At 72.6% G+C, this 12,775-nt stretch carries 15 protein-coding genes and 1 tRNA gene; 12 read left to right on the top strand and 4 right to left on the bottom strand.

Annotated elements, in window-relative coordinates:
• Window positions 1–57 precede the first annotated feature (57 nt).
• From ACLBX8_RS12400 to ACLBX8_RS12360, 9 genes are all read left to right on the top strand, one after another.
• Complete coding sequence (locus ACLBX8_RS12400; RefSeq protein WP_447715241.1) at window positions 58–933, top strand: aldose 1-epimerase family protein; 876 nt, start codon at window positions 58–60, stop codon at window positions 931–933.
• A 3-nt stretch (window positions 934–936) separates the two neighbouring features.
• Window positions 937–1,644 carry a uroporphyrinogen-III synthase gene (locus ACLBX8_RS12395; protein ID WP_447715240.1) on the top strand — a complete coding sequence of 236 codons (708 nt, stop codon included), beginning with the start codon at window positions 937–939 and terminating at the stop codon, window positions 1,642–1,644.
• A 351-nt stretch (window positions 1,645–1,995) separates the two neighbouring features.
• The gene (locus ACLBX8_RS12390) at window positions 1,996–3,936 is read left to right on the top strand and encodes a translation initiation factor 2 (RefSeq protein WP_447715239.1); all 1,941 of its coding nucleotides are present in this window, start codon (window positions 1,996–1,998) and stop codon (window positions 3,934–3,936) included.
• A gap of 125 nt (window positions 3,937–4,061) precedes the next feature.
• A complete protein-coding gene (locus ACLBX8_RS12385; protein ID WP_091977260.1) occupies window positions 4,062–5,726 on the top strand; it encodes a heme biosynthesis protein HemY in 1,665 nt (554 codons plus the stop codon).
• Between the two features lie 226 nt (window positions 5,727–5,952).
• Window positions 5,953–6,387 carry an NUDIX hydrolase gene (locus tag ACLBX8_RS12380; protein WP_020092221.1) on the top strand — a complete coding sequence of 145 codons (435 nt, stop codon included), beginning with the start codon at window positions 5,953–5,955 and terminating at the stop codon, window positions 6,385–6,387.
• A gap of 102 nt (window positions 6,388–6,489) precedes the next feature.
• Window positions 6,490–6,564: transfer RNA gene (locus ACLBX8_RS12375), tRNA-Thr, on the top strand.
• Window positions 6,565–6,687: 123 nt separating this feature from the next.
• Window positions 6,688–6,969 (top strand): hypothetical protein, encoded by a 282-nt coding sequence (locus tag ACLBX8_RS12370; RefSeq protein ID WP_020092220.1) that lies wholly within the window; start codon window positions 6,688–6,690, stop codon window positions 6,967–6,969.
• Between the two features lie 422 nt (window positions 6,970–7,391).
• On the top strand, window positions 7,392–8,249 hold the full coding sequence (locus tag ACLBX8_RS12365) for a manganese catalase family protein (protein ID WP_447715238.1): 858 nt from the start codon (window positions 7,392–7,394) through the stop codon (window positions 8,247–8,249).
• A gap of 154 nt (window positions 8,250–8,403) precedes the next feature.
• Complete coding sequence (locus ACLBX8_RS12360) at window positions 8,404–8,655, top strand: metal-sensitive transcriptional regulator (protein WP_244526945.1); 252 nt, start codon at window positions 8,404–8,406, stop codon at window positions 8,653–8,655.
• A gap of 37 nt (window positions 8,656–8,692) precedes the next feature.
• On the opposite strand, the gene ACLBX8_RS12355 is transcribed toward ACLBX8_RS12360, so the two are convergent.
• Entirely contained in the window at window positions 8,693–8,938 is a 246-nt protein-coding gene (locus ACLBX8_RS12355; protein ID WP_020092217.1) for a hypothetical protein, read from the bottom strand.
• Window positions 8,939–9,237: 299 nt separating this feature from the next.
• Between ACLBX8_RS12355 and ACLBX8_RS12350 the strand changes: the two genes are divergently transcribed.
• Together ACLBX8_RS12350 and ACLBX8_RS12345 are read left to right on the top strand one after the other, a co-directional pair.
• Complete coding sequence (locus ACLBX8_RS12350) at window positions 9,238–9,987, top strand: sigma-70 family RNA polymerase sigma factor (RefSeq protein WP_447715237.1); 750 nt, start codon at window positions 9,238–9,240, stop codon at window positions 9,985–9,987.
• Between the two features lie 87 nt (window positions 9,988–10,074).
• Window positions 10,075–10,470 (top strand): energy transducer TonB, encoded by a 396-nt coding sequence (locus ACLBX8_RS12345; RefSeq protein WP_447699144.1) that lies wholly within the window; start codon window positions 10,075–10,077, stop codon window positions 10,468–10,470.
• Window positions 10,471–10,530: 60 nt separating this feature from the next.
• Here ACLBX8_RS12345 and ACLBX8_RS12340 read toward each other — a convergent pair whose 3' ends face one another.
• The gene (locus tag ACLBX8_RS12340; protein WP_447699145.1) at window positions 10,531–10,686 is read right to left on the bottom strand and encodes a hypothetical protein; all 156 of its coding nucleotides are present in this window, start codon (window positions 10,684–10,686) and stop codon (window positions 10,531–10,533) included.
• 467 nt (window positions 10,687–11,153) lie between these two features.
• On the opposite strand from ACLBX8_RS12340, the gene ACLBX8_RS12335 reads away from it, so the two are divergent.
• The gene (locus tag ACLBX8_RS12335; RefSeq protein WP_020092213.1) at window positions 11,154–11,375 is read left to right on the top strand and encodes a hypothetical protein; all 222 of its coding nucleotides are present in this window, start codon (window positions 11,154–11,156) and stop codon (window positions 11,373–11,375) included.
• Window positions 11,376–11,463: 88 nt separating this feature from the next.
• Here ACLBX8_RS12335 and ACLBX8_RS12330 read toward each other — a convergent pair whose 3' ends face one another.
• Both ACLBX8_RS12330 and ACLBX8_RS12325 read right to left on the bottom strand, forming a co-directional pair.
• A complete protein-coding gene (locus tag ACLBX8_RS12330; RefSeq protein ID WP_056532499.1) occupies window positions 11,464–12,051 on the bottom strand; it encodes a TadE/TadG family type IV pilus assembly protein in 588 nt (195 codons plus the stop codon).
• Entirely contained in the window at window positions 12,045–12,656 is a 612-nt protein-coding gene (locus ACLBX8_RS12325; RefSeq protein ID WP_091680321.1) for a TadE/TadG family type IV pilus assembly protein, read from the bottom strand. Before ACLBX8_RS12325 ends, ACLBX8_RS12330 begins: the two co-directional genes overlap by 7 nt.
• Window positions 12,657–12,775 lie beyond the last annotated feature (119 nt).

Raw genomic sequence — 12,775 nt, 5'->3', positions numbered from 1 at the left:
TTGCGTCCGGCCCCGCCTCCGTTACCTCGGCTCACCGAGGCAGACCGGGAGAGCACCGTGACCACGCGCATCGAGCTGACCGCACCGGACGGCACCACCGCGACGCTCGCGACTGACGGGGCCGAGCCGGTCTCGTGGCGGGTCGGCGGGACCGAGTATCTCTGGAGCGGCGATCCCGAGCACTGGAACCGCCACGCGCCCTGGCTCTTCCCGGTGGTCGGCGCCTCGGCGGGCGGGCACGTGACGGTCGGGTCCGAGCGCTACCCGATGGCCCAGCACGGCTTCGCCCGGGACCTGCCCTTCGCGGTGGTCGATCGGAGCGCCGACGCGGTGACCCTGCGCCTGACCGACGGGCCCGAGACGCGGGCGCACTACCCGTTCGCGTTCCGGCTCGACATCGCCGCGCGGGTCCGCCCGGCGGGGCTCGACCTCGACGTGACCGTCGCCAATCCCGGCGCCGCCCCCCTGCCCTACGCCCTCGGCTTCCACCCGGCCTTCCCGTGGCCCTTCGCGGGCGGCACCCGCGCCCGCGACGGCGGCTACGCGGTCGCCTTCGAGGAGGCAGAGCGGCCCTTCGCCCCCCAGGTCGGCCCGGGCGGCCTGCTGCTGCGCGACGAGCAGCCGATCCCCCTCGCCGGGGACACGCTGCCCCTCGATCCGGCGCTCTTCACCGAGGCCTTCGTGTTCCGGAACGCCCGCAGCCGCTGGATGCGCTTCACCGGCCCCGGACGATCGATCCGCATGGCGATGGCGGATTTCCCCCACCTGGCGGTCTGGACCAAGCCGACCGCACCCTTCCTGTCGCTGGAGTGCTGGACCGGCTACGCCGACTGGTCGGACTTCGCGGGCGACCTCGCCGCGCGCGATTCGCAGCGCCTGCTCGCCCCGGGCGCCGCGGCGCGCCACGGCGTCCGCCTGACGCTGGAGACCTAGCCTTTGCGGATCTGGGTGGCGCGGCCCGAGCCGGGAGCGACGCGGACCGGGGCGGCCCTGGCCGAACTCGGCCACGCGCCGCTCGTGGCGCCGATCCTGGCCGTGCGGCCGACCGCGGCGGCCCCGCCTATGGGACCCTTCGCCGCGCTGCTGCTGACCAGCGCCAACGCGGTTCCGGCGATCCGCGACGCGCCGGCCCTGCGCGGCCTCCCGGTCTTCGCCGTCGGCGCTCGGACGGCCGCCCTGGCCCGCGCGGCCGGTCTCGGCCCCGTCCGGGAGGGGCCGGGCGACGCCGCGGGCCTCGCCGCCCTGGTGGCGGCGACGCTGCCGCCCGGCCAGCCGCTCCTCCACGCGACGGGCGCCGAGCGCAAGCCGGAACCGGCGGCGACGCTCACGGCCGCCGGATTCCGGGTCACGGCCTTCGTGGCGTACCGGGCCGAACCGCTGGACCGCCTGCCGCCGGCGGTCGGCCGCGAGCTCGCCGGGAACCGCCTCGAGGCGGCCCTTCACTATTCCCGGCGCAGCGCCGCCGTCGCCCTTGCCCTCGCGGATGGATCGGAGCACGGCGGAGCTTTCCGCCGGCTGAGGCATTACTGCCTATCGCCGGATGTTGCGGCACCCCTGGAAGCGGCCGGTGTTCCGGTCCATTTCGTCGCGGCACGCCCGCGCGAAGCGGACCTGCTCGGCGCCCTGACAGGGCGACCGGGCTAACCGCGCGGTGACAGGGAGGCCGGGCCGCCGTATCTCGCCCTCGCGCCCGGCGCCGCCGCGGTGCTAGGGGGGCGCGGCGACGCCGAAGAGTTGGAGGACTTGCCCGTGACGCCACCACCCAGCGACGCCGACAAGCCCGGCCCCGGCGGCCGGAAGCCGGACGCCGCGCCCGGCAAGCCCGGGCAGTCCAGCCCGCCCGGTGGCGCGTCCCGACCGGCCGCGACGTCGGCGTCCACAGCCTCCACGTCGGCCTCGACGTCCGCTTCCACCTCTTCCACCGCCGCCGGCGGCGTGCGGGGGCCGCAGGGATCCGCGTCCGGAACGCCGCCCAGGCCGGCGACCGACCCGGTCGTGACCGCCAAGCCCGGCACGACCGATCCGAAGGCCGACGCCGGCAAGCTGGCCTCCGGGGCCGACAGCCTGAAGCCGTCGACCGGCCCGGCCGCCCAGTCGGCCGGTGCGAAGCCCGATCCCGTGACGGCGGGCGCCGCGTCGTCGGCCTCCGACGGCAGGACCGGAGCGTCCCCCTCGTCGTCGTCGACGGCCTCCACCGCCGCGTCCGGGACGTCCGGCGCGAAGATCGATCCGAAGGCCGCGCAGCCCGGAACCGGCCCGCAGGGCGGTCCCCGTCCGGGCGGACCCGCACCCGGCGCCGCGGGCCCGGCGGCGGCCAGCGCGGTGACGGCCGGCCCGATCATCGACCTGAAGGCCAAGCGGATCCCGGATCCGGCGACCGCCGGCAAGGAGCCGGGCAAGGACGCTTCCAGGGACACCGCCCAGAATACCTTCAAGGATACCGCCAAGGACACATCCAGGGACGGCAAGGAGCCGCCGAAGGGCCCGATCCCCGCGGTGGCCGCCGTCGATCCCAGCAGGAGCGCCGCCGCGCCCGCCGGCCGGGCCCGGGCCGGGTTCGGCTCGCTCGCGGCCGCGGGGCTGCTCGGCGGCGTGATCGGCGCCGGCCTGCTGTTCGGCGCCGAGAAGGCCGGGATCGGTCCCGACCCGCGCCTGAGCGCCCTGGACCAGAGGCTCTCCGGCCAGCTCGCGTCCCTCGACAAGCGTCTCGACGGGCTGGCCCCGCGCGACGCCGTGACGGCGCTCGACAAGCGCGTCGCCGCCGCCGAGGCGAGCGCCAAGCAGGCCCTGGACAAGTCCGGTGCGGCGCCCGCGTCCACCGCCGACGGGCAAGCGGCCGGTCAGGCCTCCGGTCAGGCCCCCGCGGTGCCGCCGGATCTCGTCGCCCGCCTCGACAGCCTCGACCAGCGCGTCGCGGCCCTGCAGGAGGAGCCGGGTCAGGAGCCCGGTCGCGACCAGCCGGCCGATTCGAAGCTCGGCGTGGTCCAGGACAACGCGAAGCAGATCGCCGACCTCGAGACCCGCCTGAAGGCGGTGGAGGATGGCGGCGCCAACAAGGGCGCGGCCGAGGAGGCCGCCCGGAAGGTCGCGGCGCTGCAGAGCGAGGTGGAGCAGAAGACCAAGGCGAACGCCGAGGCCGACGCGGCCCTGGGGCAGCGCCTCGACGCGCTGCAGCAGGCCGTCGACGCGCGGGTGAAGGCCGCGACCGAGGCGGTCCAGGCGGCGACCCAGGCGAGCCGCACCGCCGCCGAGGCCGGACAGGCCCAGGCCGCGGAGGCCGCGAAGGCGGTCGACCGGCGGCTGCAGGAACAGGCCGACCAGATCGCCGCTCTGGACAAGAGCGTCGCGCAGCGCGCCGAGGCCAGCACCGTCCAGGCGGCGCTCCGGGTCGTCGTCGCCGACCGCGTGGCGGCCGCCCTGGAATCCGGGACGAGCTACGCCGAGCCGCTCGCGACCCTGCGCAAGCTCGATCCGGGGACCGACGCGCAGGCCAAGGCCCTGGCGCCCTTCGCCGACGGCGGTGCTCCCTCGGCGGGGGATCTTGCCGACACGTTCCGGCCGATCGCCGAGCGGATCGCGGCCAAGCGGCAGGCGCAGCGGGCCAAGAGCGCGGCCGAGACCGGCGATTTCCGCACCAAGCTCCTCAGCATGGCCGACGGTCTCGTGCAGATCCGCAAGGCCGACGCACCCGCTCCCGAGGCCGCGGACGATCCGGAGAGCAAGGTCCAGGCGGCCCTCGACCGCGGCGACCTGCCGGCGGCCTCGGCGGCCTTCGCGGCGCTCCCGGCCGAGGCCCGGGAGCAGGCCGGGGATTTCAGCGCCAAGCTCAAGGCCCGGGCCGAGGCCGAGCAGGCCGTGCGCGCGCTGCTCGACGGCGCCTTCAAGGCCCTGCCGGTCGGCGCCGCCCAGCCGGCCCAGGCCGCCCCCGGGCGCTAGGCCGGTGAGGGCCCCGATCCGCGCGCTGCGCGGCCGCACCATCTCCGAGCGGGCGCGCAGGCGCCCCGCTCCTCCCGCACCCCGCGACGGCCGCCAGCCGGCCGCCGACAGGAGATACTGACCCCATGTGGCGCGCCCTCGCCTTCCTGGCCCTGCTCGCACTCGCCGCCTTCGGGGCGGTCTGGATCGCCGACAGGCCCGGCACCGTCACCGTCGTCTGGAACGGCTACCAGATCGGCACCAGCCTCGCGGTCGCCCTCGTCGGCGTGATCGCGGCGGCGATCGTCCTGGGCGTCCTCTGGGCGATCGTGCGCGGTGTCATCGGCCTGCCCGAGGCCCTGGTCCGCGGCTCGGCCGAGCGGCGCCGGGCCAAGGGCCTCTCGGCCCTCTCCCGCGGCATGGTGGCGGTGGGCTCGGGCGATCCCCTGGCGGCCCGCCGCTTCGCGGGCGACGCCGAGCGGCTCCTCGGCACCGAGCCGCTGACCCTGCTGCTGAAGGCGCAGGCGGCGCAGATCTCCGGCGACCGGGACGCGGCCGAGAGCGCCTTCCAGCGCATGGTCGACGATCCCGAGACCCGGGTCCTGGGCCTGCGCGGCCTGTTCGTCGAGGCCCGGCGCCGCGAGGACGAGACGGCCGCCCGCGCCTACGCCACCGAGGCCGCCCGCCTCGCCCCGAGCGTGACCTGGGCCAACGAGGCCCTTCTGGAGGCGCAGAGCGCCGACGGCGACTGGGCGGCCGCCCTGGAGACGATCGAGCGCCGCTCGTCGCTCGGACTGATCGACAAGGCCGCGGCCCGGCGCCAGCGGGCTGTGCTCCTCACCGCCATCGCCGGCGAGCGCGAGGCCGGCGAGCCGGAGATCGCCACGGAGCGGGCCCTGCAGGCGGTCAAGCTCGCCCCCGACCTCGTGCCGGCGGCCTGCATCGCCGGCCGCCTCCTGGCCCGTCGCGGCGACGTCAAGAAGGCCGCCCGGATCGTCGAGGCGGCCTGGAAGGCAAATCCCCATCCCGACCTCGCGAAGGTCTATCTGGGCCTGCGTCCCGGCGATTCGGTTCGCGACCGCCTCGCCCGCGCCGAAGTCCTGGCCAAGCTGTCGGTCTGGGACCCCGAATCCCGCCTCGCCCTGGGCCAGGCCGCCCTCGACGCGCGGGACTACAAGCGGGCCCGCGAGGCCGTGAAGCCCCTGCTCTCCGACCGTCCGACCGCCCGGGCCTGCCTGATGATGGCGGCCATCGAGGAGGCCGAGCACGGGGCCGCTTCCGGTCAGGCCCGCGAGTGGCTGGCGCGGGCCGCCCGCGCCCCGCGCGACCGCGTGTGGATCGCCGACGGCATCGCCACCGATACCTGGGCGCCGGTCTCGCCGGTGACCGGGCGCCTCGACGCCTTCGCGTGGCGCGAGCCCCCGAACACGCTCGGTGCCGCGGCCGCGGTGGAGCCGGAGGCGGACGCCGCCGGCCCGGCCCTCGTGCCGGCGGCCCCGAACGCCGCGGCGCCGGGCGCCAGACCGCTCGCTTCATCGGTCCCCGTGTCGCCTCCGACCGTGTCCCCCGCCGCCGCGACTGCTCCGGTCCCGTCGCCGACACCCGCGTCGACCTCCGCGTCGGCCCAGGCCGCGTCCTCGGCCTCGGTCGCGTCCGCGGCGTCGACCTCCACCGGCCCGATCCCGACCGTCCTTCCGGCGAAGGCGAGCGCCTCGAAGGCGGCCGGTGCCGACCCGGTCTCGGCCGGGATGGCGTCCGCGGCGCTGCCGCCTTCCGGCTCGGGTGGGCGGCCGGTTCGTCGGATCGGGTGACCGGTTTCACGGCGCGCCGGCCGTCCGAGCGCGAGATGACAGGAGCGCCGCGGGGTCACGGACACGCCGCGGCGTTCGACTATTGCAAGTTGAACGAGCCGGCGCGCCGTGTAGCTTGTCGTGAGCTGCCGACCGAGGATCCGATCATCCCCCAGCCCGCTCACAGCCCGCGCGCGCCGTCGATCCGGTCGGATCGGAGGGGCGTCCCGCGTCGCCGGGTGCGCCCGTGACCGTCCTCGAGGAGGACGGCGAGCCGCGCCGGCAGGTCGGGGCCCTGCCGTTCCGGCACGGGCGGGACGGCAAGACAAAGATCCTGCTGGTGACCTCCCGGGAGAGCCGCCGCTGGGTCATCCCCAAGGGATGGCCGATGAAGGGTCGCAAGCCGTTCGAGGCGGCCGCGCGGGAGGCCTACGAGGAGGCCGGCCTGCGCGGTGCGGTCGGCAAGCGGCCGATCGGGCTTTACCTCTACCAGAAGCGTCTGAGGAACCTCGACACCGTCCTGTGCCAGGTGAAGGTGTTTCCGCTGGAGGTGCGCAAGCAGCTCAAGCATTTCCCGGAGGCGCGCCAGCGGGAACTCCGATGGTTCACCCCTTCGGACGCCGCCGAGGCCGTGTCCGAGCCCGGGCTCGCCGCCCTGATCCGGGCCGCATCGCGCACCTAAAACGGCGCGGAAGCGCAACACGGCGTTGCCAACCCGGCGGCGATCCGTTATGGCCCCACTCGGCCGGACGGAGACGCCCCCGCGGGAGCGCCCCGGTCACCTGCTGCGGTAGCTCAGTGGTAGAGCACTTCATTGGTAATGAAGAGGTCGAGAGTTCAATCCTCTCTCGCAGCACCAGAAACCTTCCCGATCTCGCAATCAGTCCGGACGATGCTAACGGTTCCCTAGCGGAACTCGTCGCAGACTGAGGATCGCGTCGGCTGCCCGGCCGACACCATCCGCTGAAGGGGACGCGCGGACGTGAACTCGACAGCCCTGTTCACCATGCTGGGCCTCGTCATCGGATGGGCGGTCCTGGCCGGCGCGGCCCTGATCACCGGGCGGGTCGCCACCTTCGCGTTCCTGATCCTGACGCTGATCGCCCTCTACCTCTACGTGCCGTGGGTGCGGCTGCGGGCGAGCGGGATCGACGGGTCCAGCCGACCGGTCCGGTTCTGGACCAACGTCGCCATGCTGGCCGTCAGCCTCGCCGCCTGCCTCGCCTTCGGGATCATGCTCGCCCGGCGCACCGGGCTCCTGTAGGCGCCCGTAGAGCGGCGCGTTCCGCGGCCGCGCCGCGCGCGCCCGGCGATCCCGAGAGAGCTGTCCCCTGTCCGACCACCGAGTGCCCTCACGCGGCGCATCGCGGGCAGAGAAAGGGGCCGCTGATCCGGTCATTCGCGGCGCCCCCTTAACATGGGTGAAGCGCCCTTAACTTACATTGTGTAATTCTGGCCGGTTAGGCGCGGCCCTGATCGTGGATTTTCACGACAATACCCTGGCGCGGCGCGGGAAAATGCGTTCGGTCAAATATTGATCGTTATAAAATTCGCGAAAGATCGAACCGTGGTCCCGAAGCGGGGTTGGACAGGGTGCGAGGCGCGATGCTCCCACGGAGTACCGGGCCGACGGCCGATCGTGCGGTGGGCTTGAGCACGCCGTGCCTCTCGCGAGGGACAGACATCATGTACTATCACGACAAGCGGCTTCAGTACCCGGTCAAGGTCGACAGCCCCGACCCGATCTACGCCCGCATGCTCCAGCAGGCGATTGGCGGCATCGAGGGCGAGATCCGGGTCGCCTTCCAGTACTTCTTCCAGGCCTGGGGGAACCGCGCCCCGACGACCAAGTACCGTGACATGCTGCTCAATACGGCCACCGAGGAGATCGGCCATATCGAGATGCTCGCGACCGCGGTGGCGCTGAACCTCGAGAACGCCCCTACCAAGGTCCAGGAGGCCGGGGCGGCCGACGCGATCGTCGGTGCCGTGATGGGCGGCGAGAACCCGCGCCACATCGCCGAGGGCATGCTGCACAAGACGCTGCTGTCGACCGGCATGGCCGCCTTCCCGGGCAATTCCGACGGCCAGTCCTTCGACATGAGCCACATCTACGCCAGCGGCAACATTGCGGCCGACATGTACTGCAATGTCGCCGCCGAGAGCACCGGGCGCGTCCTGGCGGTGCGGCTCTACAACGCCACCAACGATGCGGGCATGCGCGACATGTGGAGCTTCCTCATCGCCCGCGACACGATGCACCAGCAGCAATGGCTGGCGGTGATCGAGGAACTCGGCGGCCACGCCGGTACGCTGCCGATCCCGAACTCCTTCCCGCAGGAGAAGGAGAACCAGAAGTTCAACTACAACTTCTTCTCCACGTCGGCGGACGGTTCGCCGCCGCCGGCCGGGCGCTGGACCCAGGGCCCGTCGCTCGACGGCAAGGGCGAGTTCAGCGTCGTCCAGAACCAGCCGATAGGCGAGGAGCCGGTGCTCGGCCCGGCCCGGCCCGACAGCGGTGCCGAGAGCCAGCAGATCGGCTGATCCGCCGGCCGGGACGGCTCACCCGAGGTCGCGGCGCTCCGGTGCGCCGCGACCCGCGCGCGGACGGGAACAGGTGGCTCGCAGGACGGTGACACGCGGCACGCTCGTCGACGGTCGTGTCTGCCTCGCCCGGACCGACGCGGAGCGCGCCCCGCTGGTCCGGCGACTGGCGCGGATCGAGGGTCAGGTTCGAGGATTGCGGGCGATGGTCGAGGCCGACAGGCACTGCCTCGACGAGGTCCAGCAGATCCGGGCCGCCACAGCGGCCCTGCGCGAGGTCGGCCTCCTGATCATCGACCAGCACGTCGCCGCGGGGCTCCGCCTCGCGGCGCGCGATCCGGACCGGGAGGCGGTGATGGCGGACCTCCTTCGGGTTCTGCGGGCGGCCATGGCGGAGGCCGGATAGGCGCGGGCGGCCGGCCCGCACCCCCCGGCGCCCACGCTCAGTGCTTGGTCAGCGTCTCGACGACGGTGCCTGGCCCGATGCGCGCCGAGAAACGGGCCAGACGGCTGCGGCTGGGCTCCTCGAGACCGCCGGCATGCGCGAAGGTCGTCAGGGCGATGCCGACGAGGAACCGGGCCTCCTCGACGGTCACGGCCCGGCCGCTCAGGGTGCTGGCCGCGCCCCGAACGGCGAGGACGGCCTCTTGGAAGGCGGGATCGTCCTCGAGATCCGAGAGCCGTGTCATGGGCGCGATCCCGCGGTCGAGAGCGTCCCGCACCCGCCCCGCACAGGACGGGCATTCGCAGCAGCGAGACCTCCGCGTGCAGTGCCGCAGATACGGCCGCGCGGAGAACAGTTTTCCGGTGCGTATGACCTCATCGAACTCCCTCTTTCCGTCGACATCTCTGTCGCGATTGTCGCGGACGCCAGCATATATTGGTCCCAATATGCGCCTATCCGCTGATCTATGTTGCGGCGGATGCGCCGTGATCGGGGATTAATGGCGCCTCGCGATTTTTCATACCCTTCAGGTGATCGGCTATCATGCTCGAACTCTCGCTCGACGCTGATACAATCGACGCGCAGGGCCCCCGGCTCCCCGACAGCGTGCAGTATCACCTCGGCCATCTGCTCGCGGCGACCTACGCGCAGGACAACGTCGAGCCGCCCATCGCGGATCGCTTCGCCGAACTGCTGAGGCTGCTCGACGGCGCCTTCGGCCGGGCGCAGGACGGGCGTGAGAAGGCGTTCCAGGCCTCGCTCCTCGCCCTGGTGCCGAACTTGCAGCGCTTCGCCCGCTCGCTCCTGCGCAGCCATGTCGGTGCCGACGACCTCCTGCAGAACACGCTCCTCCGGGCCTGGCGCTCGCGCGCGAGTTTCGCGCCGGGCACGAACCTTGAAGCGTGGCTGTTCACCATCATGCGCAACCAGTTCTACAACGAGCACCGCAAGCGTGGGCGCGAGGTGCAGGACGAGGACGGCGTGCAGGCGGAGCGGATGGTCTCGCTGCCCGAGCAGGGCGGCCATCTCGACCTGAGCGACGTCCAGGCCGCCCTCGACCGCCTGGCGCCGCCGATGCGGCAGGCGCTGGTGCTCGTGGCGATCGAGAACCTCACTTACGAGGAGACCGCCGCCGTCATGCAGTGCCGCATCGGCACGGTGAAGAGCCGGGTATGGCGGGCTCGGACGCAGCTCGCCGAGATGCTGGGCTACACCGGCCTCGAGGTCGGCAGCGACGACATCATGCTGGCCGCCGCGGGACCGAAGGGCCGGAAATCCACCGCTGTCTCGTGACGGCGACCGGCGGACGGGGTCGCTAGGGACCCGCCTCTGCGCGTAGGGTCGATCCCCGATCCCGGGCTCGAGGAGCCGCCGTTCCCCATGTCGCCGCTCCCCATGCTGCCGCGCGCCGTGATCGCCGCTGCCGTCGTGTTCGGCCTCGCCCTTTCGTCGGCGGCGGTGGCGGCGCGGACCGCACCGGGACCCGCAGCGCGGGCCTGGCTCTCCGACCTCGTCACGCGGATCGATGCCGCGGACCGCGCCGGGACGCGGCCGGGACCGGGCCGTGGCCGCGGAACCGTGGTCGTCCACGTGCAGATCGCCGCGGACGGTGCGGTTCAGGGCGCGGAGATCGAGGAGAGCTCGGGCTCGGCGAAGCTCGATCAGCGTGCGCTCCGCGCCGTGCAGGGCATCAGTCCGGCGCCCGCGCCGCCCACCGCACTCCTGGGTGTGGACGGGATCGTCGATCTCAGCATCCCGGTCGCACTCGGCCACTGAGTCCGCGCCGAGTATGCGTCTGCCGGCCGGACTCCAATCCCGGCGGCGCCGCCGGACCGGTCAGCGGCTCGGGCCGGTATCGGCGCCGATATAGGCCCCGACGAGATAGCCGGCCTGGAGGGCGGTGAGGTAGGCGAAGAGCAGCAGCACCTTCTCGGCGTCGAACTGGGCCCAGACGAAGATCGAGAGGGCCAGCCACCCGAGGGTGACCAGCATCGAGCTGGCGATCAGAACCGATGCCCGATACCGCCAGCCCTCCCATATGCCCACCGCGAAAAGCAGGGCCGCAACCAGCAACGGGCCGTCTCCTTCCGCGCGAACAGATAAAATTTTACGCGCTAAACCTCTGACATTTCGAAGATTTTCGACCGCGTGCCCGACATTCGGGGGGGAGTTTTGATTTTTCATTAACTCGGCCCGTCCGCTGGGGCCGTCCGTCATAGGACGACCCGGTCACGGTCCGAGTCCAGCAACGCCTCCACTCCGCGCCGGCCGCTCGGCGGGCCGGGGATGCAGAATGCGAGCCAGGCAGACGGCGGCGCCGACCGGCAGTTTCACCGGCGATCCATCATTGACAAGATCGATAATAGAAATCGATCGCATCTGTTTGGATCATGTTGCTCTGCAGCGTAGATATCCCCTCGAAGCCGGGCACGCCCCGGACAACGAGAGGATTTCTGATCATGACCGTTCGCACCATCGTTCTCGCCGCCCTCGCTGCCGTTCCGATGATCGGGGCCGCCCGCGCCGACGAGAGCATCGCGCTGACCCCGCCGCTCTATCGCGAGCAGGCGCGTCCCACGGCCGCCGTTCGGCCCGCCTCCGAGCTGGCCACGACGCCGCGTCTCGTCCCGGCGAGCCCGGCCTCGCGCCGGGTCGTCGCCACCGCGGTCCCGGCCCGCTGAGGCGGGGCGTGTCCGCGATCCGGCGTCATCGGGCCATCCGGTGGCGCCGGCCGCAGCGCCGGCCCGGTACGAAGCGTCAGCCTAGCCGTCAGGCCGGGCAGGGTTTTCCCCCCGGCAGAACCACCTCGCTCTGCCCGTTGTAGATCTCGCCGCCGCGCACCGGCCAGATCTTCTTGTACCGGAAGGTCCACCGCGTCAGGTTCGAGAGGACCGGGAAGATCGGGTGGTAGGTCATCGTGACTTCCGACACGACGAAGCGGTCGCCGTTCCGGGTCATCCCGGCGGGCGGTGCGCCGAGCGAGGAGCCCGCCGTGCGGGCCTGTCCGTTGGACTCGGCGCTCGAGCAGACCTTGGTCGCCGCCGAGCTGCCGTCGCTGTAGGTGCCCGCCGCCGTCAGCACGATGCTCGCCCGGCTCACGTCGTAGGGGTTGGAGATGGCGCTCGTCGCGGCGAAGACCGGCTTGAGATCGGCGTAGCTGCCGCGCGAGATTAGGTCCGCCATCGTGGCCGCCGCGTTGTCGAGCCGCTTCCCGATCATGTAGGCGCGGGGCAGCTCGATCGACCCCATCAGGATCAGCAGCAGGATCGGGGCGATCACGCTGAACTCGATCGCGCTCACGCCCTCCCGGTCGCCGATCAGGCGGATCAGGCGGGCGCGCAGGCGACCGCTCAGCACGGCTTGGGCTCGTAATCCTCGGCCCGGAAGATCTCGGTCGTGACCAGCAGCTGAGTCTTGTCGGCCATGATCCGGCCGGTGAAATCGAGCATCTGGAACAGCCGCATCACCGGCACGGCGACCCGGACCGTGACGGTGTCGCCGCCCTGCGGGCACTCGAAGCGCTGGCCGAAGCCCGGCGTCCAGGTCTTCGTGGTCTTGTCGAACGGCTCCGCCGGCTGCGAGGTCGAGAACGAGGGCGTCCGGGAGACGTCGAGGCGCAGGTCGGCGCAGGGGAACAGCGCCGAGGGGCCGGTGCAGACGATCCTGCGGAGGCGCTCGCTCGGATCGCTGCCGTCGGAGCCGTCCTGGAAGGTGCCGGTTCGCAGCTGCCGGACGCTCCGGTCGACCGCGATATCCAGCGTCTGCTGCTCGATGGCGATGACGCCGGATTCAGCCACGACGCCCAGGAGAGCCAGGAACGGCGCGGCCAGGAGCGCGAACTCTACCGCTGAGGCGCCGGTCCGGTGGCCGGCGAACCGTCGGACGCGTCCGGCCGTGCCGGCGCGGCCCTCGGTCCCGCCCGGACGGCGGACGGTCGCGACGCGCCGAAAGATGCCCATCATGCCAAACGAACTCTGCAGGTCCGTGCCTGCCGCCGTCCGGCCGTAGAGGCGCGGACAGAAATAACCCTATGATGAGGCCGTTTAAAAACGGTTCAAATCTGGGTAGAAATTGCGGGTTC

It is taken from the genome of Methylobacterium sp. D48H (assembly GCF_053345715.1).
This window is presented reverse-complemented; position numbering and strand designations above follow the sequence as displayed.